General features: G+C 70.1%; 18 protein-coding genes. 9 read left to right on the forward strand and 9 right to left on the reverse strand.

Annotation, left to right across the window (positions count from 1 at the left end):
* Positions 1-5 precede the first annotated feature (5 nt).
* The 4 genes from OG194_RS36195 (at position 6) to OG194_RS36210 (ending at position 4,989) form a co-directional block, all read left to right on the forward strand.
* Positions 6-1,256, forward strand: coding sequence for a hypothetical protein (locus tag OG194_RS36195; protein WP_327404966.1), 1,251 nt, complete (start codon positions 6-8; stop codon positions 1,254-1,256).
* A gap of 361 nt (positions 1,257-1,617) precedes the next feature.
* Entirely contained in the window at positions 1,618-3,201 is a 1,584-nt protein-coding gene (locus OG194_RS36200; RefSeq protein WP_327404967.1) for a TROVE domain-containing protein, read from the forward strand.
* A 110-nt stretch (positions 3,202-3,311) separates the two neighbouring features.
* The gene (locus tag OG194_RS36205; protein WP_327404968.1) at positions 3,312-3,959 is read left to right on the forward strand and encodes a GntR family transcriptional regulator; all 648 of its coding nucleotides are present in this window, start codon (positions 3,312-3,314) and stop codon (positions 3,957-3,959) included.
* Positions 3,960-3,972: 13 nt separating this feature from the next.
* The gene (locus OG194_RS36210; protein ID WP_327404969.1) at positions 3,973-4,989 is read left to right on the forward strand and encodes a 1-aminocyclopropane-1-carboxylate deaminase; all 1,017 of its coding nucleotides are present in this window, start codon (positions 3,973-3,975) and stop codon (positions 4,987-4,989) included.
* Here OG194_RS36210 and OG194_RS36215 read toward each other — a convergent pair.
* Positions 4,986-6,446 (reverse strand): MFS transporter, encoded by a 1,461-nt coding sequence (locus tag OG194_RS36215; RefSeq protein ID WP_327404970.1) that lies wholly within the window; start codon positions 6,444-6,446, stop codon positions 4,986-4,988. The two genes, OG194_RS36210 and OG194_RS36215, sit on opposite strands and share 4 nt — an antisense overlap.
* Before the next feature lie 137 nt (positions 6,447-6,583).
* Between OG194_RS36215 and OG194_RS36220 the strand changes: the two genes are divergently transcribed.
* Positions 6,584-7,165: a TetR/AcrR family transcriptional regulator gene (locus OG194_RS36220; protein WP_327404971.1), complete on the forward strand. Its 582-nt coding sequence runs from the start codon at positions 6,584-6,586 to the stop codon at positions 7,163-7,165.
* A gap of 57 nt (positions 7,166-7,222) precedes the next feature.
* Here OG194_RS36220 and OG194_RS36225 read toward each other — a convergent pair whose 3' ends face one another.
* The 7 genes from OG194_RS36225 to OG194_RS36255 all read right to left on the reverse strand — a co-directional run bounded on the left by OG194_RS36225 (position 7,223) and on the right by OG194_RS36255 (position 14,697).
* Positions 7,223-8,416: a TerD family protein gene (locus tag OG194_RS36225; protein WP_327407331.1), complete on the reverse strand. Its 1,194-nt coding sequence runs from the start codon at positions 8,414-8,416 to the stop codon at positions 7,223-7,225.
* Between the two features lie 113 nt (positions 8,417-8,529).
* On the reverse strand, positions 8,530-9,519 hold the full coding sequence (locus OG194_RS36230) for a zinc-dependent alcohol dehydrogenase family protein (protein WP_327404972.1): 990 nt from the start codon (positions 9,517-9,519) through the stop codon (positions 8,530-8,532).
* Positions 9,516-10,364 carry a carbohydrate ABC transporter permease gene (locus OG194_RS36235; protein WP_327404973.1) on the reverse strand — a complete coding sequence of 283 codons (849 nt, stop codon included), beginning with the start codon at positions 10,362-10,364 and terminating at the stop codon, positions 9,516-9,518. The genes OG194_RS36230 and OG194_RS36235 overlap by 4 nt, the downstream gene beginning before the upstream one ends.
* Positions 10,361-11,299, reverse strand: coding sequence for a carbohydrate ABC transporter permease (locus OG194_RS36240; RefSeq protein ID WP_327404974.1), 939 nt, complete (start codon positions 11,297-11,299; stop codon positions 10,361-10,363). The genes OG194_RS36235 and OG194_RS36240 overlap by 4 nt, the downstream gene beginning before the upstream one ends.
* The gene (locus tag OG194_RS36245) at positions 11,296-12,666 is read right to left on the reverse strand and encodes an ABC transporter substrate-binding protein (RefSeq protein ID WP_327404975.1); all 1,371 of its coding nucleotides are present in this window, start codon (positions 12,664-12,666) and stop codon (positions 11,296-11,298) included. The genes OG194_RS36240 and OG194_RS36245 overlap by 4 nt, the downstream gene beginning before the upstream one ends.
* Positions 12,667-12,790: 124 nt before the next feature.
* Entirely contained in the window at positions 12,791-13,561 is a 771-nt protein-coding gene (locus OG194_RS36250) for a DeoR/GlpR family DNA-binding transcription regulator (protein ID WP_019067511.1), read from the reverse strand.
* Positions 13,562-13,887: 326 nt separating this feature from the next.
* Positions 13,888-14,697, reverse strand: a complete 810-nt coding sequence (locus OG194_RS36255) for an NAD-dependent epimerase/dehydratase family protein (protein WP_327404976.1) — start codon at positions 14,695-14,697, stop codon at positions 13,888-13,890.
* A 241-nt stretch (positions 14,698-14,938) separates the two neighbouring features.
* On the opposite strand from OG194_RS36255, the gene OG194_RS36260 reads away from it, so the two are divergent.
* Positions 14,939-15,940 carry a 5-dehydro-4-deoxyglucarate dehydratase gene (locus OG194_RS36260; protein ID WP_327404977.1) on the forward strand — a complete coding sequence of 334 codons (1,002 nt, stop codon included), beginning with the start codon at positions 14,939-14,941 and terminating at the stop codon, positions 15,938-15,940.
* Positions 15,937-17,100, forward strand: a complete 1,164-nt coding sequence (locus tag OG194_RS36265; protein ID WP_327404978.1) for a hypothetical protein — start codon at positions 15,937-15,939, stop codon at positions 17,098-17,100. Before OG194_RS36260 ends, OG194_RS36265 begins: the two co-directional genes overlap by 4 nt.
* Here OG194_RS36265 and OG194_RS36270 read toward each other — a convergent pair.
* Complete coding sequence (locus tag OG194_RS36270) at positions 17,037-18,296, reverse strand: MFS transporter (protein ID WP_327404979.1); 1,260 nt, start codon at positions 18,294-18,296, stop codon at positions 17,037-17,039. The two genes, OG194_RS36265 and OG194_RS36270, sit on opposite strands and share 64 nt — an antisense overlap.
* 153 nt (positions 18,297-18,449) lie before the next feature.
* Between OG194_RS36270 and OG194_RS36275 the strand changes: the two genes are divergently transcribed.
* A complete protein-coding gene (locus tag OG194_RS36275) occupies positions 18,450-19,040 on the forward strand; it encodes a TIGR03086 family metal-binding protein (protein WP_327404980.1) in 591 nt (196 codons plus the stop codon).
* A 313-nt stretch (positions 19,041-19,353) separates the two neighbouring features.
* Entirely contained in the window at positions 19,354-20,103 is a 750-nt protein-coding gene (locus OG194_RS36280) for an MBL fold metallo-hydrolase (RefSeq protein ID WP_327404981.1), read from the forward strand.
* Positions 20,104-20,142 lie beyond the last annotated feature (39 nt).

A 20,142-nucleotide genomic window follows, 5' to 3' on the forward strand; every position in this document is an offset into this window, starting at 1 on the left:
CGCGCATGCGAATGAACCGACGCCTGACGGCGATTGCCGCCACCGTGGCACTGATCGGCGGCACCGGCACCGTCCTCCGGTTCGCCTCCGCCGCGCCGGGATCCCCGGCCGAGCCCTCCAGCGCACCTGCACCTGCACCTGCACCCGCACGGGCCTCGGACGCGGGCGTTTCGGCCGCCCGAACACCGTACGTGCACACGCGTCTGGAGGACGACAAGAACGGCGCGAACGGCAAGGTGACCCTGCGCAGTTGCCCGCAGGCCGGTGCCGACAAGCCGCTCGGGCAGAACCCCTGGAGTCTCGACTGCATGGCCCTGGAGGGGCTGGACAACGGCACCACCGTGACCATGCAGTGCTGGGTGAGCACCACGCCCCCACCAGACGAGGAACCCAGGAAGGACGAGCAAGGCAACACGGTCGAGCCGTCCGCGAAATGGTTCAAGGTCACTGTTACGAGCGGAGCCGCGCATGGGCGGGAGGGCTGGGTGTGGTCGGACCTGGTCAAGGACCAGACGTACGGCACCTCTGAGTGCCCCAGCATCGGCTACGAGAAGGACCCGCCGGCACCACCCCCGAAGCCACTCGTTTTCGACGTGACAGGAACCTGCACCAGCCAGGGCGGTGAACTGTCCAACCGCAGCGCGGAGTTCACGCCGGGCGGCCAGTACGCGATCTCCGCCACTCGTCCCGACGGGTCGCTCTATCCGCTCGACAGCGACTCCGGCACTGTGGCCGCCGACGGCTCCGTCGGTTGGAAGTGGCCGTGCAAGGGCGACCCCGCCGGGATGTACACCACGGAACTCGTCGACGGATCGACTGGGCGCACGGTGGAGGGCTCGTTCACGATCAAGGAGGTGGAGGCCCCTCCGCCCTCTCCGACGTCTTCCCCCTCGGAGGCCCCCGTAAGTCGGCAGCTCACCGTCTACAACAAGGTCACCAACGGCCCGACCCAGATGCGCGACGACGACCACCCGGCCTACCTCTCCACGGTGACCAAGAACTTCTGCGCGGACAACGGCTGCGCCCTCCCAGACACCCAGCTCACTACAGACGACGTGATCACCGCCACCTGCCGCACCGACGGCGACCGCACGACCAACGGCGAGGACGGGAACGCGCGCGACGACAACAACCCCGGGCTCGACAAGACCCACCTCTGGTACGGCATTCGTTGGGGCGACGGCAGGTTCGGCTTCATCTCCGCCGTCTGGATCGACCCGGGCCAACGCGACGGTCTCGACCTGCCCGCCTGCTGAGCGAGCCGAGAGGCCCACCCTTTAATTCGTTCGCGACCTCCTGCTGCGTCTCCTACATTGAGATCAGAAAGGCAACGCACCTCCCGGTGCGAAGGACGCGGTTACTTCTTCTCGAAAAAGAATCCAACACCGTGGCCGGCTTGATCTCGGGAGGCGCAGCTCATGGTGGGTGCCCGGTGCGCAGGCAACGGTTACTTCATTGGGCCAGACGGTTGCGGGTTCGAGTCCCGTCATCGACTTCGGGTCGGTGTAGCTCAATTGGGTAGAGCATCTGATAAGTCCGTCGCCGCTTTCTGATCTCGGGCATCCACCTTCCGCTGCGTCCTCCTCCGAAACACCAAGGAATTCGGGGGAATTCACCATGACGCGTTTCAACACCAAGGCGGCGAAGATCCAGCCCACTTCGCGCGTCACCTCCACGGGCCGAGTGCTCCGCACCTACCAGGGCGGCCGTGGCAGTGAGCGCGACGCGCGCTCCGAGCTTTTCCTGCTCGCGGTGGCCAACTTCGTTTCCCAGCAGACCTTTTACGAGTCCGGCGCCGACCGGGACGACCGCTTCGCGACCCTCGTGCGCGAGCTCGCCGTCACCGACCCGGCCTGGACGGCCGGCCTCCTCGGCTGGCTGCGCGGCGAGGGCAACCTCCGTACGGCCGCCGTCGTGGGCGCCGCCGAGTACGTGAAGGCCCGCCTCGACGCCGGAGCCACCGACGGCCCCTCGAACCGACAGGTCGTCGACTCCGTGCTCCGCCGCCCGGACGAGCCCGGCGAACTGCTCGCGTACTGGACCGCGCGCTACGGCCGCGCCGTCCCGAAGCCCGTCAAGCGCGGTGTCGCCGACGCCGTACGACGTCTCTACGGCGGCAAGTCGCTGCTCAAGTACGACACCGCGTCCAAGGGTTACCGCTTCGGCGACATCCTCAACCTGGTGCACGCGGCGCCGGACCCGGACAAGGCGTGGCAGGGCGAGCTGTTCCAGTACGCGCTGGACCGCCGGCACCACCCGGACACCGCCGTACCGCCCGCGTCGAACCAAGTCCTCACCGCGCACCGCGAGTTGATGGCGCTGCCGGTCGAGCGGCGACGCGCTGTCGTCACGGCGGCCGACGGTGCCGAGCGGCTCGCGGCGGCCGGGATGACGTGGGAGGCGCTGGCCGGGTGGCTCCAGGGGCCGATGGACAAGGCGGCCTGGGAGGCGGTCATCCCGTCCATGGGTTCGATGGCGCTCGTCCGAAATCTCCGGAACTTCGACGAGGCCGGGGTCTCCGACGAGGTCGCGGCCCGGGTCGCGGCGAAGATCAGCGACCCGGCGGAGGTCGCGCGCTCGCGGCAGTTCCCGTTCCGGTACCTCGCCGCGTACCGGCACGCGCCCTCGCTGCGCTGGTCGTACCCGCTGGAGCAGGCACTCGGCCACTCGCTGGCCAACGTTCCCGCGCTGCCGGGCCGCACGCTCGTGCTCGTGGACCGCTCGGGTTCGATGTTCTACTCGCGGCTGTCCGACCGTTCGGAGCTGAACCGGGCCGACGCGGCGGCGATCTTCGGCACGGCGCTCGCGCTGCGGGCGGCGGACGCGGACCTCGTCGAGTTCGGCACCACGAGCAGGCGTCTGGACTTCGGCGCGGGCGAGTCGGTGCTCAAGATCCTGGGCCGCTTCGGCGACCTGGGCGGTACCGACACCACCTCGGCGGTCCGCTCGCACTACCGGGGCCAGGACCGGGTGCTGATCGTCACCGACGAGCAGTACGCGTACAGCCGGCACGGTGACCCGACCGAGCAGGTACCGGCCGGGGTGCCGGTCTACACCTGGAACCTCGCCGGATACCGGGCAGGCCACGGCCCGTCCGGCACGGCGAACCGGCACACCTTCGGCGGCCTCTCGGACGCGGCCTTCCGGATGGTGCCGCTGCTGGAGGCGGCCCGGGACGCGGACTGGCCCTGGGCGGCCTGAGAGCGGAGGCGTGGCCCGCACTTCCACGGGGGGTGCGGGCCACACCCATGTCCGGACAAGGGTGCGGGTGAGCCATTGACATCTAACATTTCAGTTCTACTATTCGATGCATGGAAGCCCTACGGCCCGTCCCGCGCACCCTCCTCCGCGACCGCGCCTACGAAGCCATCCGCGACGCCATCGTGGCCGGTGACATCGAGCCCGGCGCGGTGGTGCGGGATGCCGATCTCGCCGAGCGGCTCGGGTTGTCGCGCGCACCGGTACGGGAGGCGTTCTCGCGGCTGGTGGAGGAGGGGCTGCTGGAGAGCAAGCCGCAGAGCTACACCCGGGTGACGCCGGTCGTGGCCGCCGAGGTGCGGGACGCCGCCGCCGTGGTCGGGGCCATGCACGAGTTGGTGACCCGGGTCGCCGTACCCCTCCTGCGGGACACCGACGTTGATGTGATGCGTGCGGCCAACGACCGGTTCGCCGCCGCCGTGGCCGCCGGTGACGTGGACGCGGCCCTGCGCGCCGACGACGAACTCCACGACGTACCGGTGCGGGTGAGCGGCAATCGCGCCGCCGCCGCCACCATCTCCCGTTACACCCCGCTCATCCGCCGACTGGAGCGACGACGCTTCGGCGAGGGCGGCTCATGCCGCTCGGCCGGACTGCACGAGCGGCTGATCGAGGCCTGCGCCGAAGGTGACACGGACGGTGCGGTCCGCGTCACGGCCGACATCTGGCACACCCTCGCGGACCTGGCCGACGCCGACTGACCCTGGAGAACTCATGTCCCTTTCCTCGTACGACCGTTACCCCCTCCTCTTCGGCCCCTCGCCCGTCCACCCGCTGGAGCGCCTCACCGCGCACCTCGGCGGCGCCGCCCTGTGGGCCAAGCGCGAGGACTGCAACTCCGGTGTCGCGTACGGCGGCAACAAGACCCGCAAGCTGGAGTACCTCGTCGCCGACGCCCTCGCGAAGGGCTGCGACACCCTCGTCTCGATCGGCGGCGTGCAGTCCAACCACACCCGCCAGGTCGCGGCCTGCGCCGCCCGCGCCGGGCTCAAGTGCGTGCTGATCCAGGAGAGTTGGGTGGAGTGGCCCGACTCCGTCTACGACAAGGTCGGCAACATCCTGATCAGCCGCCTCGCCGGAGCGGACGTACGCCTGGTGAAGGCCGGGTTCGGCATCGGCTTCAAGGAGAGCTGGGAGCAGGCGCTGAGGGAGGTCGAGGAGGGCGGCGGAAAGCCGTACGCCATCCCGGCCGGCGCCTCCGACCACCCGCTCGGCGGCCTCGGCTTCGCCAACTGGGCCCACGAAGTCGCCCAACAGGAACAGGAGTTGGGCGTCTTCTTCGACACCGTGGTGGTGTGCTCGGTGACCGGCTCCACCCAGGCCGGCATGGTCGCCGGGTTCCGGTCGATCGAGGAGGCGGGCGGCCGCGAGCGCCGGGTGCTCGGCATCGATGCCTCGGCGAAGCCCGCCGAGACCCGCGAGCAGGTGGCCCGCATCGCCCAGAGCACCGCCCAACTGATCGGCGTCAAGCGTGAGTTGACCCTCGACGACGTCGAACTCGACGACCGCTACCACGCCGGCATCTACGGCATCCCGGACGAGACCACCCTGGAGGCGATGCGCCTCGCCGCCCGCACCGAGGGAATGGTCACCGACCCTGTCTATGAGGGCAAGTCCATGGCCGGGATGATCGACCTGGTCGCCCGCGGTGAGATCGCCGCCGACTCCACCGTGCTCTACGCCCACCTCGGCGGCCAGCCCGCGCTGAACGCGTACAGCGCGCTGTTCTAGGGAGCCTTCGCGGCAGCCCTCCCGGCCCCCTCGGTCTTCCTCCCGGTGATCACGAACGCCGACACCAGCAGCGCGGTCAGGGCGATCAGCGCGCCGACGCCGAACGCCCTGGCCGATCCGTGGACGAGGATCTCGGACGGTGACCCGGTCGCGTGCCGGGTCGCCGTGCCGAACACCGTGACCAGGATGGACAGTCCGAGGGTGCCGCCGAGCCACTGGAGGGTCTGAAGGAGACCGGACGCGGCGCCCGCCTCGCGGGGTGCGATGCCCGCGAGGATCGTCGCGTTGAGTGGCATGAAGCTGAGGCCGACGCCCAGGCCCATGAGGACGAGCGGGCCGAGCAGTCCGGTCAAGTAGTCGTCGCCCGGGCGGAGTTGCCACAGCCACCCGGCCGAGGTGACGAGCAGGGCCATGCCCGTGAGCAGCACCGGCTTGGCGCCGAAGCGGGCCAGCAGGCGCGGTACGAGACGCACGACCGTGAACAGCGCCAGCGTCATCGGCAGGAACGCGAAGCCCGCGCGCAACGGGCTGTAGTCCAGGACCCGTTGGCTGATCAGGGTGAGGAAGTAGAACGCGCCGAACATGCCGGCCGGCAGCAGCAGGACGCCCGCGTAGCCGCCCGCGCGGTTGCGGCTCGCGAACAGGCGCAGCGGCATGATGGGTTGGGCGGCGCGGGACTCGACCAGGGTGAAGCCCGCCAGCAGGGCCGCCGCGAAACTGAACCCCAACTGCGCCTGCGCGTCGCCCCATCCGTCCGACGAGACCCGGATGAACGCGTACACCAGCGAGGTCATCCCGGCGGTGCCGGTGAGCGCGCCCGCCGCGTCGAACTGCCCTGCGTGGCGCGGGGTTTCGCCGACGAAGCGGGGGAGGGCGAGAGCGACCGCGACACCGATCGGCACATTGATCAGCAGGGACCAGCGCCAGGATGCCCAGGAGGTCAGCATGCCGCCGATGACCAGGCCTATCGAGGCGCCGATGCCGGCCATGGAGGTGTAGATGCCGAGCGCGTGGTGACGGCGCGGGCCCTCCGGGAAGTTGGTGGTGATCAGGGCGAGCGTGTTGGGCGCGATGAGCGCGGCGCCCACACCCTGTAGTGAGCGGGCCGCGAGCAGCCAGGCGCTGTCGGTGGCGAGTCCGCCGAGCAGGGAGGACGTGGCGAAGAGCAGGACACCGATCGTGAGCGTACGGCGGCGGCCCGCGATGTCTCCGACCCGGCCGCCCAGCAGAAGCAGCCCGCCGAAGGCGAGCGTGTAGGAGTTGAGGACCCAGGACAGCCCGGTGGGGCTGAAGCCGAGATCCTTCTGGATGGCGGGCAGTGCGACGTTGACGACGGTGGAGTCGACGCCGACCATCAAGTAGGCGGCGACGACGACGAAGAGGACGGTGCCGAGCCTGGCGGGTCGGGGTGGTGCGGAGAGAGCATCGGTGGTGGACGGTGCGGACGGGGTGGACATGGAGTTCTCCCGGTCTGGCGTCCCCGTGTGAAAGGCGTGCGGGCAGCACGGACTGCCCGCAAAGTTAAGCGGGGACTGTCTCCGTTTAGTACTCGGTAAGATACGGAGACAGTCCCCGGTTCGCAAGGAGTATCTGGATGGCGCAGGTCAGACCCATGCGCGCGGACGCCCGGCGCAACTATGAGCGGCTGCTGAAGGTGGCGGCGGAGGCTTTCGCCGAGCACGGGGAGAACGCGTCCCTCGACGACATCGCCAAGCGCGCGGGCGTCGGGTCAGGGACGCTGTACCGGCATTTCCCCACCCGGCAGGCGCTGTTGGAGGCGGCCTACGTCGACCGGATCGAGGCGCTCGGGACCCGCGCCGACGAGCTGGCGAAGGAACTGCCGCCGGGCGAGGCGCTGGCCGAGTGGCTGTACGAGGTGTGCGTCGGCACAAACCAAGTGCGCGGTATGAAGGCCCTGTTGGGCTCGGCCGTGACGGACGGCGGCAATCTCGCGCTCACGGCCTGCGGTACGCATATGAAGAGCGCGGCACAGCGGCTGGTCGAGGCGGCGCAGCGGGAGGGGACCCTGCGTCAGGACATCGAGCCGATCGAGGTCCTGCGGCTCGCCCACGGGGTGTCCACGGCCTCGGAGTTGGCGAACGGGCAGGGCAAGTACATCCGCCGTTATCTGTCCCTGCTGACGGACGGGCTGCGGCCCGCTGCCCGGTCGGAGTGAACGCCGGGCGCCCCTCGGAAGGGGCGCCCGCAGCGGTCGTAGGACTGTGTGTGGTGGTTACAGCGCCTGGGCCGCCGGCTTCACCATGCCTCTCACCGTGCGGGACTTCACGAAGTCGCCCATCGCGGTCATGTCCCACTCGCCGGTGAACTGCTTGACCAGCTTGGCCATCATGACGCCGGTCTGGGACTCGGCGTTGGTGAGGTCGAAGCGGACCAGTTCCTCGCCGGTCGCGGCGTCCAGGAGGCGGCAGTAGGCCTTGGCGACCTCGGTGAACTTCTGGCCGGAGAAGGAGTTGACCGTGAAGACCAGGCCGGTGACCTCCTGGGGGATGCGGCCGAGGTCGACCACGATCACCTCGTCGTCACCGCCGCCCTCGCCCGTGAGGTTGTCGCCGGAGTGCTTGATCGCGCCGTTCAGGATCGAGAGCTTGCCGAAGTAGCAGCTGTCGACGTGGTTGCGCTGCGGGCCGTAGGCGATGACCGACGCGTCCAGGTCGATGTCCTTCCCGCGGTACGCGGGCTCCCAGCCGAGGCCCATCTTGACCTGGGAGAGGAGCGGGCGGCCGCCCTTGACCAGGGAGACCGTCTGGTTCTTCTGGAGGCTGACGCGGCCCTTGTCGAGGTTGATCTTTCCGGCGCCGAGCGGCGGTGCGGCGGGCGGCGGCGGGGGAGCCGGGGCAGCCTGCGGTACCGGAGGTGCCACCGGGGTCTGCACCGTCGGAGTGGGCGGGGCCACCGGAGCCGGTGTCGGAGCCGGTTCCTCCACCGAGACGCCGAAGTCCGTGGCGATGCCCGCCAGGCCGTTCGCGTAGCCCTGGCCTACCGCGCGGGCCTTCCAGACGCCGTTGCGGAGGTAGATCTCGACGACCACCAAGGCCGTCTCGGCGCCGAGCTGCGGGGGTGTGAAGGTGCCCAGGACGCTGTTGTCGTCCGCGTTGCGGATCGTGGCCGTGGGTTCGACGCCCTGGAAGCTCTGGCCGGCCGCGTCCGGGCTGGCGGTGACGACGATCTTCTCGATGCCCGGCGGGACGGCGCCGGTGTCGACGGTGATCGCGTCGGGTGCCGTACCGCCGCCGGAGCGGTAGGTCACGCCGGGGCCCGTCGGCTGGTTGTAGAAGATGAAGTCGTCGTCGGAGCGCACCTTGCCGTCGCCCGTGAGCAGCAGGCCCGATACGTCGAGCCGCACCGGGGCGGCGACGTCCACCGTCACGCGCGCGGCGGAGAGAGGGATGTTCGAGCCGGGGGTCATAGCTGTCATGACTCGTGAACGACCGAGACCATTTTGCCGTTCCCTTACCAAGCGACCAATTGGCCAACCCTTGGAACCACCGGCTCGAAACCGCCCCTGATCCCGCCCGCGGGCTAGGGAATCACCACGATCTTCCGGCCCACTCCCGCCGCGAACTGCTCCAGCGCCTGCGGATACCGCTCCAGCTCGATCCGGTCGCTGATGAAGATCTCCGGGTCGAGGACCCCGTTCGCGAACAGCTCCGCAGCCCGCTCGAAGCTGTGCAGCACCGCCATGGAGCCGGTGATGGTGATCTCCTGGTTGTAGATGCGGTACGGGTCGATCGACACCCGGGTCGCGTAGTCGGCCACCCCGAACTGGAGGAACGTGCCCGCCTTCGCCACCCGGTCCAGGCCGTCCTGGATCGCCGCCGCGTTGCCGGTCGCGTCGACCACGAGGTCCCAGCCCTGCGGCCGGTCCAGCTCGTCCGCGTTCGCCGCGGAGCCGGAGACACCGAGCGTGCGGGCGGTCTCCAGGCGGGCCGGGTTCAGGTCCACGATGTCGACGCTCGCCGCGCCGGTGCGCTTGGCCAGCTCCAGCATCATCAGGCCCATGGTCCCGGAGCCGTAGATCAGGACGTGCGCGCCGAGGCGGGACTTGAGGACGTCGTAGCCGCGCACCGCGCACGACAGCGGCTCCACGAGGGCCGCGTCCTGGGTGCGGACGTGCTCGGGGAGCTTCACGCAGTTCGCCACCGGGGCGAGTGCGTACTGGGCCGCGCCGCCCGCCGTGGTGACGCCGATCGCGGCCCAGCGTTCGCAGAGGTTGTTGTGTCCGTTGCGGCACTGCCGGCACTCGTAGCAGTAGAGGGACGGGTCTACGGCTACTTGGTCGCCGACCGAGACCTCGGTGACCTGGGTGCCGACCGCGACGATCTCGCCGGCGAACTCGTGGCCCGGCACGATCGGCAGCTTGGGCGCGAACTCGCCCTGGAGGATGTGCAGATCGGTGCCGCACAGCCCGCAGGCGGCGACCTCGACGACGACCTCGCGGGGACCCGGCGTCGGGTCCGGGACCTCGGTGACGACGGCGCGGCCCACGGACTCGATGACGGCGGCCTTCATTTGACGGCTCCCAAGGAGAGGCCCTGGACCAGCTTGTCCTGGGCGGCGAACCCCGCGGCGAGCACCGGCAGGGAGATGACGAGCGACGCGGCGCACACCTTCGCCAGGAACAGGCCCTGGCTGGTGATGAAGCCGGTCAGGAACACCGGGGCGGTCTCGGCGACCACACCCGTGAGGACCCGGGCGAACAGCAGCTCGTTCCAGCTGAAGATGAAGCAGATGAGAGCTGTCGCGGCAATACCCGGGAGGGAGATCGGGGCCACCACGCGCGCGAGGATGGTCGGCAGCCGGGCGCCGTCGATCTGCGCCGCCTCGATGACGGCGACCGGGACCTCGGCGAGGAAGGACTGCATCATCCACACCGCGATCGGCAGGTTCATGGAGGTGTAGAGGATGACCAGGAGCCAGATGTTGTCCAGCATCCCCGCGTTCTTCGCGAACAGGTAGATCGGCAGCAGGCCCGCCACCACGGGGAGCATCTTCGTGGAGAGGAAGAAGAACAGGACGTTGGTCCACTTCCTCACTGGGCGGATCGACAGCGCGTAGGCCGCCGGGAACGCCAGCAACAGTACGAAGGCCGTCGAAGCCACGGACGCGACAAGCGAGTTGACCAGCGCGGGCCAGGGGCTCGCGCCGCCTCCGGTGCCGAAGAAGTCCCGGTAGCCGTCCAGGGTGAGGGCGGCCCCGAAGGACGGCGGGTTGGTCGCCGCGTCCGTCTCCGAGTGGAAGGACGTCAGCGCCATCCAGGCGATGGGCAGGAAGAACACGATACCGAGGAGCCAGGCCACCAGGCCGAGGCCCGCTCCTTTGCGGCGGGCACGCACGCGTACGGCGACACTGCTCATGCGTGGGACGCCTCCTCACGGAACAGGGACGACACGACGCGCAGGGCGAAGGTCGCGATGATGATCGAGCCGATGACGACCAGGACACCGGCCGCCGAGGCGAGACCGTTCTCGTGGGCCTGGTAGAAGCTCTGGTAGACGGTGTAGGGCAGATTGGCGGTGCCCAGGCCGCCCGACGTGATCGTGAAGACCGCGTCGAAGTTCTGCACGATGTAGATCGAGCCCAGCAGACCGCCGAGTTCGAGGTAGCGGCGCAGGTGCGGGAGGGTCAGATAGCGGAAGACCTGCCAGTCGTTCGCGCCGTCCACCTTCGCGGCCTCGATCTGCTGCTGGTCGCGGCTCTGTAGCCCGGCCAGCAGGATCAGCATCATGAACGGCGTCCACTGCCACACCAGTGATGCCTCGACCGCGAGCAGCGGAGTGTTGGAGATCCAGTCCGGCTGTGGGCCGCCCACATAGTGCAACAGCCCATTGAGCAGGCCGTATTCAGGGTTGTAGAGCACATGCTTCCAGAGCAGGGCCGCGGCCACCGGCACCACCAGGAACGGGGCGATCAGCAGCGTGCGGACGAAGCCCCGGCCGCGGAACTTCCGGTCCAGGAGCAGCGCGAGCAGCAGGCCCAGGACCAGGCTGGCCAGCACCACCGCCACGGTGAGCAGGATGGTCGTCCACACCGAGTGGCGCAGGTCCGCGTCGGTCAGGACCTGGTGGTAGTTGTCGAGACCGGTGAAGTGCCGGGCCTTCGGGTAGAGGGCGTTCCAGTCGAAGAACGAGATCACCAGCGTGGCCACGAACGGGAGTTGGGTCACGACGATCATGAAGATCAGGGCGGGGAGCAGCGGGGCGCGGGTGGCCCAGGCGCGCAGCTTGTCCGATGGCTGTCGCGCGGTACGGGTCGGACTGGCGGCCAGAGGGGCCGTTGTCGTGGCGGTCATCGTCCCTCGTACTCCTTGGAGATCTGTTCGGCGAGTTTCTGGGACTTCTTCAGGGCCGACTCGACGGACTGCCGTCCGGCGATGGCCGAACTGATCTCCTGCGAGACCTTCGTACCGAGGTCGGTGAACTCGGGGATGTCGACGAACTGGATGCCGGGCGCGGGCCGCGGCTGCACGCCGGGGTCATTGGGCTTGGCGCCCTCGATGGCGGCCTTCGTCATCTCCTGGAAGGCCGCGGCCTCCTTGACGTAGTCCGGGTTCGTGTACGTCGAGGCGCGCTTGCCGGCCGGCACGTTCGACCAGCCGTCCGTGTCGCCGACCAACTGCTCGTACTGCTTGCTGGACGCCCAGGACACGAACTTCCAGGCCTTGTCGGAGTTGTGGGACGCCTTCTGGATGCCCCAGGCCCACGTGTACAGCCAGCCGGAGGACTTGGTCTTCTCGACGGGCGCGGGGACGTAGCCGATCTTGCCCTTCACCGGGGAGCCCTTGGCCTCCAGCGAGCCCGCCGCCGACGTGGCGTCGTACCACATGGCGACCTTGCTCTGGGTGAGGTTGTTGAGGCACTCGGCGAAGCCGGACTGGGCCGCGCCGGACTCACCGTGCTTGCGGACCAGGTCGACGTAGAACTTCGTCGCCTGCTCGAAGCCGGGGGAGTCGAGCTGCGCCTTCCAGTCCTTGGTGAACCAGGTCCCCCCGAAGGTGTTCACCACGGTGGTCAGCGGCGCCATCAACTCGCCCCAACCGGGCAGCCCGCGTAGGCAGATGCCCTTCATGCCCGGCTTCGCGCCGTCGACCTTGGCGGCTATGTCGGCCACCTGGGTCCAGGTCGGGTGCGCGGGCATCGTGATGTTCTTCTCGGCGAGCACGTCCTTGCGGTACATCAGGAAGGACGACTCGCCGTAGAACGGCTGCCCGTAGAGCTTGCCGTCGTCCGCGGTCAGGGACTCGCGCATCGGCTTGAGGATGTCCTGCTCGTCGTAGGCCGGGTCCTTCGCCACGTACGAGTCCATCTCGTGCAGCCAACCGTTGCGGGCGTAGATCGGGATCTCGTAGTTGGAGAGGGTCGCTACGTCGTACTGGCCGGCCTGGTTGGCGAAGTCCTGGCTGATCTTGTCGCGGACGTCGTTCTCGGGCAGCACCGTGAAGTTGACCTTGATGCCGGTCTCCTTCGTGAAGTGCGGGGCCAGCTTCTGGAGTTCGGTCATCTGGGGGTTGTTGACCATGAGGACGTTGATCGAGTTGCCGCCGGATCCGGCGCCGCCCGCTCCGACCCAGCAGCCGGAGAGCAGCGGGGCGAGCAGCGTCCCTACGGCGGCCAGGGCGAGCGTGGCTCGCGGCGGCCGTCGTCGGCTCTGGGTTCGCATGGATCGCTCCTGCAAGTAAGGGGAGTTGGACTTATGGGGTGACAAAGGCGTCGCCGGGCATGGCTGCGCCCTACGTAGAGAGTGAGTTGGAATTCCAAACGGCGTTCTAGGCGCTCGTGACGCTCTAGACGCGTATGACCTGTGGCCCCAGCAACGAGTAGCGGTGGGCTTCGGCCGACGGGAGCAGCGTGCTCGTGACGATCGTCTCCAGGGCGCCGATCTCGGCGAACCGGCAGAAACTCACCGCCCCGAACTTGGTGTGCACGCCCGCGAACACGGTGCGCCGGGCGGCGCGGATGGCCTGTGCCTTGACCTCGCTGACAGCGGGGTCGGGCGTGGTCAGGCCGTGTTCGCGGGAGATGCCGTTGGCGCCGATGAAGGCGAGGTCGAGGACGAAGCCGGCGAGCATCTTCGTCGTCCAGTGGTCCACGGTGGCGAGGGTGCCGTGCCGGACCCGGCCGCCCAGCAGCAGCACCGAGGTGTTCTCCGACTCGGCGAGCACGCCCGCCACGGGCAGGGACGCGGTGACCACGGTCAGCGGCCGGTCCCTGGGCAGCGCCTCGGCGATGAGCTGTGGGGTGAAGCCCTCGTCGACGAAGACGGTCTCGGCGTCCCCGAGCAGCTCGGCCGCGGCGACCGCGATCCGGCGCTTCTCCGGGACATGGCTGGTGGCGCGGAAGGCGAGCGTCGTCTCGAAACCGGCGCTCTCCACGGGGTAGGCGCCGCCATGGGTCCTGCGGACCAGCCCGTGGTCCTCCAGGGCGCGCAGATCGCGCCGTACGGTCTCCTTGGCCACGCCCAGCTCGGCGGCGAGCGCGGTGACGTCGACCGAGCCGGTGCGGCGCGCGGCCCGCACGATCTCCCGCTGACGCTCCTCCGCCGAACTCGTGCCCATGGCCGACACCGCCTTCCCGCTCATCTGGAGTACTGCCCGTTCGGGCCCGGTGCGACCCTTGGGGGAAGTTCTACAGCGGGTGCGCGGCACTGACCAGGCCTGTTGCACGCCCGATGCTGCCCGTGTGTGACCGTTTACCGGGCGCTGTGCCCGTCGCGGACCTGCGCGGCTGTGCGCCGGGGCGTGAGATCGGGCAGCGTCCGTGCCCGAACATGCCTGCGGGCGGGCCCGTTCGGTGCCCGCCCGTGTCTCCGGAGTGCCTTTTCCCGTCGGTACGACCGGATGTACGGCCCGTGTCAGTGCCGCCCATATCGGTACCGCCCGTGTCAGTACGGCCAGATCGGCGGGTCGTTCACGAAGTGGCCGCCGAGATAGGCGTGCGCCTCGACGTCCGGCTGGAGCTCGCCCTGCTCGGCGACGATCTTCTCGGCGTACGGCTCGGAGTCGTCCTGCGGCTCGTAACCGAGCGCCCGCGCGGTCGACAGGTCCCACCACAGGCGGGTGTTGGCGGAGGAGCCGTAGACGACCGTGTGCCGGACGTTCTCGGCGGTCAGGGCCGCGTGGAAGAGGCGGGCGCCGTCGGCGGGGCTCATCCAGACGGACAGCATGCGCACGCTGCTGGGCTCGGCGAAGCAGGAGCCGATGCGTACGGAGACGGTCTCCAGGCCGTGCTTGTCCCAGTAGAGCTGAGCCAGATCCTCGCCGAAGGACTTCGACAGGCCGTAGAAGGTGTCGGGGCGGTGCGGGGTGTCGATCGGGATCAGGGGGTCGTCACCTTGAGGCCTCGGGGTGTAGCCCACCGCGTGGTTGGAGGAGGCGAAGACGATACGGGGGACGCCCTCCTCGCGGGCGGCCTCGTAGAGGTTGTACGTGCCCTCGATGTTCGACTTGAGGATCTTGTCGAAGGAGGCTTCCAGGGAGATGCCCGCGAGATGGATGATCGCGTCGACGCCCCGCACGGCCTCGCGCAGCGCCGCCCGGTCGGAGAGGTCGGCGGTGATCGCGTCCGGCTCGCCCTCGATCGGGCGGAGGTCGAGCAGCCGCAGCTCGTATCCGTAGGAGGGAAGCAGCTCCCGCATCAGGGTGCCGAGCCCGCCTGCGGCGCCGGTGAGCAGAACGGTGCGGGGAGCGGGCATCCTCGGTCTCCTTGGGATCGACGGTGGATGGCTGGCCTCATCCATGAATGATATTCACATGCATGGACAAGCTAAGGATCGTCCGCCATACCCGTCAAGTGTGGCGTGGACCTGGGAAATCCGCTTCCTTCTTGCTCATTTGCCTGCTTGACCCACCCTGAGGCAGATCCTTAGGGTGGGGCTGTTCAGAAATGTAGACGTTGATCAGAAGAACGTACGCGCCTGTTTCAAGGGAGAGCCCGTGACGCCAGCCCCTCTCGCCGACCGGCTCAGTATCCCCAGCGGGCCGCTCTTCTTCCCCGTCACCGCGTACGGCCCCGACGGCGCCGTCGAACTCGACGTCTACCGCGCGCATGTCCGCCGAGGCGTCGAGGCCGGGGCCGCCGCCGTGTTCGCGTGCTGCGGCACCGGGGAGTTCCACGCCCTGCTGCCCGAGGAGTTCGAGGCGTGCGTACGGGCCGCCGTGGAGGCGACCGAGGGTCGGGTACCGGTGATCGCGGGTGCGGGCTACGGCACCGCGCTCGCCGTACGGTACGCACGGCTCGCGGAGGCCGCCGGGGCGGACGGGCTGCTCGCCATGCCGCCATACCTCGTGGTCGCCGGGCAGGAGGGGCTCCTGCGGCACTACCGCGAGGTGGCCGCGGCGACCGCGCTGCCCGTCATCGTCTACCAGCGCGACAACGCCGTCTTCACCCCCGCCACGGTGGTCGAACTCGCCCGCACCGAGGGCATCATCGGCTTCAAGGACGGCCTCGGCGACCTCGACCTCATGCAGCGGATCGTGAGCACCGTACGCGCCGAAGTTCCCGGCGAATTCCTCTACTTCAACGGACTCCCGACCGCCGAACAGACCCAGCTCGCCTACCGGGGCATCGGCATCACCCTCTACTCCTCCGCCGTGTTCTGCTTCGTCCCCGAGATCGCGCTCGCCTTCCACCGCGCGCTGGCCACCGGCGACGACACCACGGCCAACCGCCTCCTCGACGGCTTCTACCTGCCGTTCGTCGAACTGCGCGCCCAGGGACGCGGTTACGCCGTCTCGCTCGTCAAGGCGGGGGTGCGGATGCGGGGGCTGGACGTCGGCGAGGTCCGCCCGCCGCTGACGGAACCGACCGAGGACCACGTGAAGCAACTGGCCCAACTCATCGAGCGCGGCTATACGTTGATCGAGTCGGAGATCGAGTCACAGGTCGAGTCAGAGGTCGAGTCACAGGTCGCATCGCGGATCGAGGAGGGCGCGTGAAGGCGTCGGCGTTCGTCTACCCCTGGGATGTCAACGGCGACCCGGAGGCGGGCGCCAGGATCGCCCAACTAGGCGTCCAGCAGGTGACCTTGGCCTCCGCGTACCACTCCACGCGCGCGCTGACCCCCCGCCACCCGAGCCACCGCATCGTCACCGCCGAGCACGCGGCCGTCCTGTACCCCACGGACAACCGTTGGCAGGGACGGGAGTTGAAGCCGTACGCGGCCGGCGACTGGGCGCCGGGCGACGCCTACGGCGAGGCCGCCGCGGCTCTCGCGGACGCGGGCCTGGAGGTGCACACCTGGGTCGTCCTCGCCCACAACTCCCGCCTGGGCGCGGACCATCCGAGCATCTCCGTCGCCAACGCCTACGGCGACCGCTACCCCTGGGCCCCCTGCATCGCGCAGCCCGCCACGCGCGCGTACCTCGTCGACCTCGCCGCCGAGGCAGCCGTACGCCCCGGCGCGCGCGGCACCGAACTGGAGTCCCTCGGCTGGTACGGCCTCACCCATCTCCACGCCCACGACAAGACGGCGGGAATCCCCCTCGGGGACGCCGGCCAGTACCTGATGGCCCTGTGCTTCTGCCCGACCTGCCAGGGGGGCTACGGCGAACAGGGCCTCGACGCCGAGGAGTTGGCGGCGACGGTACGCGCCGCGCTGGAACCGGTGTGGCAGGGCGCGCCCTCCGACGGCGGCTGGGCGGGGGTCGAGAAACTCCTCGGCGACACGAACGCGACGGCCACACGCGCGTGGCGCGACGACCGCGCACGCACCCTCCAGGAGACGGCGGTCGCGGCGGTCCGCGCGGCCGCACCCGCAGACTTCCAGGTACTCCTCCACGCGGACCCGGTGTCGTACCACTGCGGCGCCAACGCGGGCGTGGACCCCCGACACATCCTCTCCGTGGCCGACGGCGTGGTCGTCCCCTGCGCGGGCGGCACGGGCCTCCTGACCCCGTTCGCCGAACAGGGCGCGGACCGGGCCGTGTTGGCCGCCAACTTCACGGTGGTCTCCGGGATGGGGGGCCGACCGGGGGCGCTGGCGGCGGACGCGGAACGGGCCCGGAGTCTCGGGGCGACCGAACTTCGGCTGTATCACGCGGGGTTGGCGTCGGAGGCGGACCTGGTGGAGGTGCGGGAGGCGCTCGCCGGGCTCTGAGGCGGGGACGCGCCCGTCCCCAGCAGCGCCAGTGAAGCGCCCGTTGCGAGCAACGCTAGGCCGATCAGGATCAACAGCAGCCGGAAGTCGGCCAGTTCGACCAGCGCCGCTCCCGCCCCCAGCCCGATCACGTTCGGTGTGAAGATCAGCGTGTTGGCGGTCGCGCTCGCCCGGCCCAGCAGCGGGCCCGGCACCTCACGCTGTACGGCGGTGAACGCGGCGATCAGCGCGCACGGCAGCCCCAGGCCGATCGCCACGCTGCTCGCCAGCACCACCGGGTCGGACGGCACCGCCCGCGCGGCCACCGCGACCGCGGTGAGCGCGATCCCGGCCGCCCCGAACCGGCGCTCGCCGAGCCGTCGTAGCGCGGGCCCGGAGACCAGTCCGACCGCCACCGAGCCGATGCCCTGGGCCGTGTACAGCACGCCGGTGTAGGTCGGGGCGTGCCCGAGGGCGTCGACGAGGGCGTAGGTCGTGGAACTGCTCAGGGAGGCGAGGAACATCATGGCGCCGCCCGCCAGGACCAGCGGGCGCAGCAGGGGATGCCCCCACAACTCGCGGACGCCCTCGGCGGTTTGCGTCCGCCAGGTGCCGGCGGGGCGCTCCGGCCGTTCCTCGTGCACGCGGACGAGCAGCCACAGGCCCGCTGCCAGCGCGAACGTGACCGCGTCCAGGAAGCCCACCGCGGACCCGCCGAACGCGGCGTACAGGCCCGCGCCCGTCAGCGGCGCGACCAGCTTCATGCCCTCTACGGCCGTCATCCGCAGCCCGTTGAAGTCACCGAGGAGGTCCCGGTCGACGGCGGCGGTGAGGAGGGCCGACTCGGCGGGGTCCTGGACGACGACGGTGGTGCCGTAGAGGAACAGGACCGCGAAGAGGAGCCACAGGTCGGCCCGCGAGTGGACGGCGAAGAGGGTGAGGAGGAGGGCGGCCAGGCCGAGGTTCGTCCGGATCAGCAGGGGCTTGCGGCGGACGCGGTCGGCGATCGTGCCGAGGGCCGGGCCGAACAGGGTCGGCGCCCAGATCGCGAACACGCAGAGCGCGGCCAGGCCGTTCGAGCCGGTCAGGTCCTTCACCCACACGCCGGCCGCCAGGTTCATCGCGGACGAGCCGAAAGCGGACACCACCAGGCCCACGAAATACAGCCCCGCGTTGCGGTCCCGCAGGATGCGCGGCACGGTCCAGTTTGTCGTCATGCCTGGTCATCGTGGGTCTAAGGCGGGGGCGGTGGCATCGGGCAGGTGCCGTAGAAACGCGGGGTGAAGGGGGCGTGGCGGGGGTGCGCGATGAGTTTCGGGGCCGCTGTCGGTCTACCTCATGAGCGGAGCCCAATCCCTGAGGAGATTCGCATGACCGACGACACGATCCTCGACCTCGGCCCCCAGACCCGGGTCATCGCGCGGCTCGCCGAGGGGGTGACCGACGAACAACTGACGGACGGGACGCCGTGTCCCGAACTCGCCGTACGCAACATGCTGGGGCACGTGCTCGGCCTCTCCGTCGCCTTCCGCGACGCCGCGCGCAAGGACCTGGGCGCCACGACCGACACCGACCCGGGCGCCGCCGCCCCCGACATCGGCCCCGACTGGCGCGAGCAACTCCCCAAAGTCCTCGACGACTTGGCCGAGGCCTGGCGCGACCCGGCCGCCTGGACCGGCATGACCCGCGCGGGCGGCATCGACCTCCCCGGCGCGGTCGCCGCGGCCGTCGTAGCCGACGAACTGGTCATCCACGGCTGGGACTTGGCAGTGGCCACCGGCCGCCCCTACGACCCCGACCCGGCCGCACTCCAGACGTCATACGGCTTCCTCCTCGCAGCCACACAGGACCCGACCCGCGGGGGCGGCATCTTCGGCCCGGTGGTGCCGGTACCGGGGGAAGCGCCGTTGCTGGAACGGACGTTGGGGCTCAGCGGACGCGACCCGGGGTGGAAGGCGTAGCGGGAGGCGGGGGAGGTCGCGGGGTGTAGCGGGCCGGGGTGGTGTGCTTCGGCGGGAAGAGCGGCGCGCCGTGGGCTGTCGGCGGTGTGACGCGGGTCGCAGCTGCTGACCTGCACCCAAAGCCTGGCGTCGGCACGCCCGCGAGCTGAAACGCCGTAGGCCACCCAGCCCCGAGCCACGCCCCCCCGAAGCCGAACCCCGCCAAACGTCGGCCGCCCCGAATCCAACCCCCATAGCCCACCTCACCCCCAGCCCCCACACACCACCCCGAAACATGAGCGCCGTGGGTCCCGGAACCGTACTCTTCCCCACCATGCCTCTCAGTCTGACCGTCCTCGGCACAGCCTCCCCGCATCCGCGCCCCGGCCGCCCCTGCTCCGGGTATCTGCTGCGCGGCGGCGGGGCCGAGGTGTGGCTGGACGCGGGGACGGGGACGTTCGCTGAGTTGCAGCGGCACACGGATCCGGCGCGGCTCACCGCGATCTGGATCTCGCATCTGCACGCCGACCACAGCGCAGATCTCCTCGCCGCCGCCTACGCGTTCGCCTACGGCGGGATGACCCCGACCTCCCCGATCCCGCTCTACGCCCCGCAGGACTGCGCCCGCCGGCTCGCCGGCTTCTTCGGGCAGCCGGACGTCCGGTTCCTGAGCGGCGTCTTCGACTTCCGCTCGCTCTACGACGGCCACGCCGTCCGGCACTGGAACCTTCGACTCACCGCACGCGCCGTCGTCCACGACACCGAGGCGTACGGGCTGCGCGCCGAGTGCCAGGGGAGTGTCCTGGGGTACTCCGGGGACAGCGGACCCTGCGAGGCGCTGTCCGAACTCGCGGGCGGCGCCGACGTGTTCCTGTGCGAGGCCGACATCGACCGGCATCGCGAAGGCGAACGCCAGGTCCACCTCACGCCCGAGGACGCGGGCGCCTGCGCCAAGGGCGCGCGCGAACTCCTCATCACCCACGTGGGACCCACCCTCACCCGCGAAGCCGCCCTGGAACGCGCCGCCGCGATCTTCCCCGGCCGGACCTCCGCCGCGCTGGAAGGCGTCACCAAGACCATGTGACGCCCCGCCGGGGCCGGTTGCCGGTTCTTCTGTCAGAAG

The organism is Streptomyces sp. NBC_01288 (assembly GCF_035982055.1).
In the GTDB taxonomy this organism is placed as follows: Bacteria; Actinomycetota; Actinomycetes; order Streptomycetales; family Streptomycetaceae; genus Streptomyces.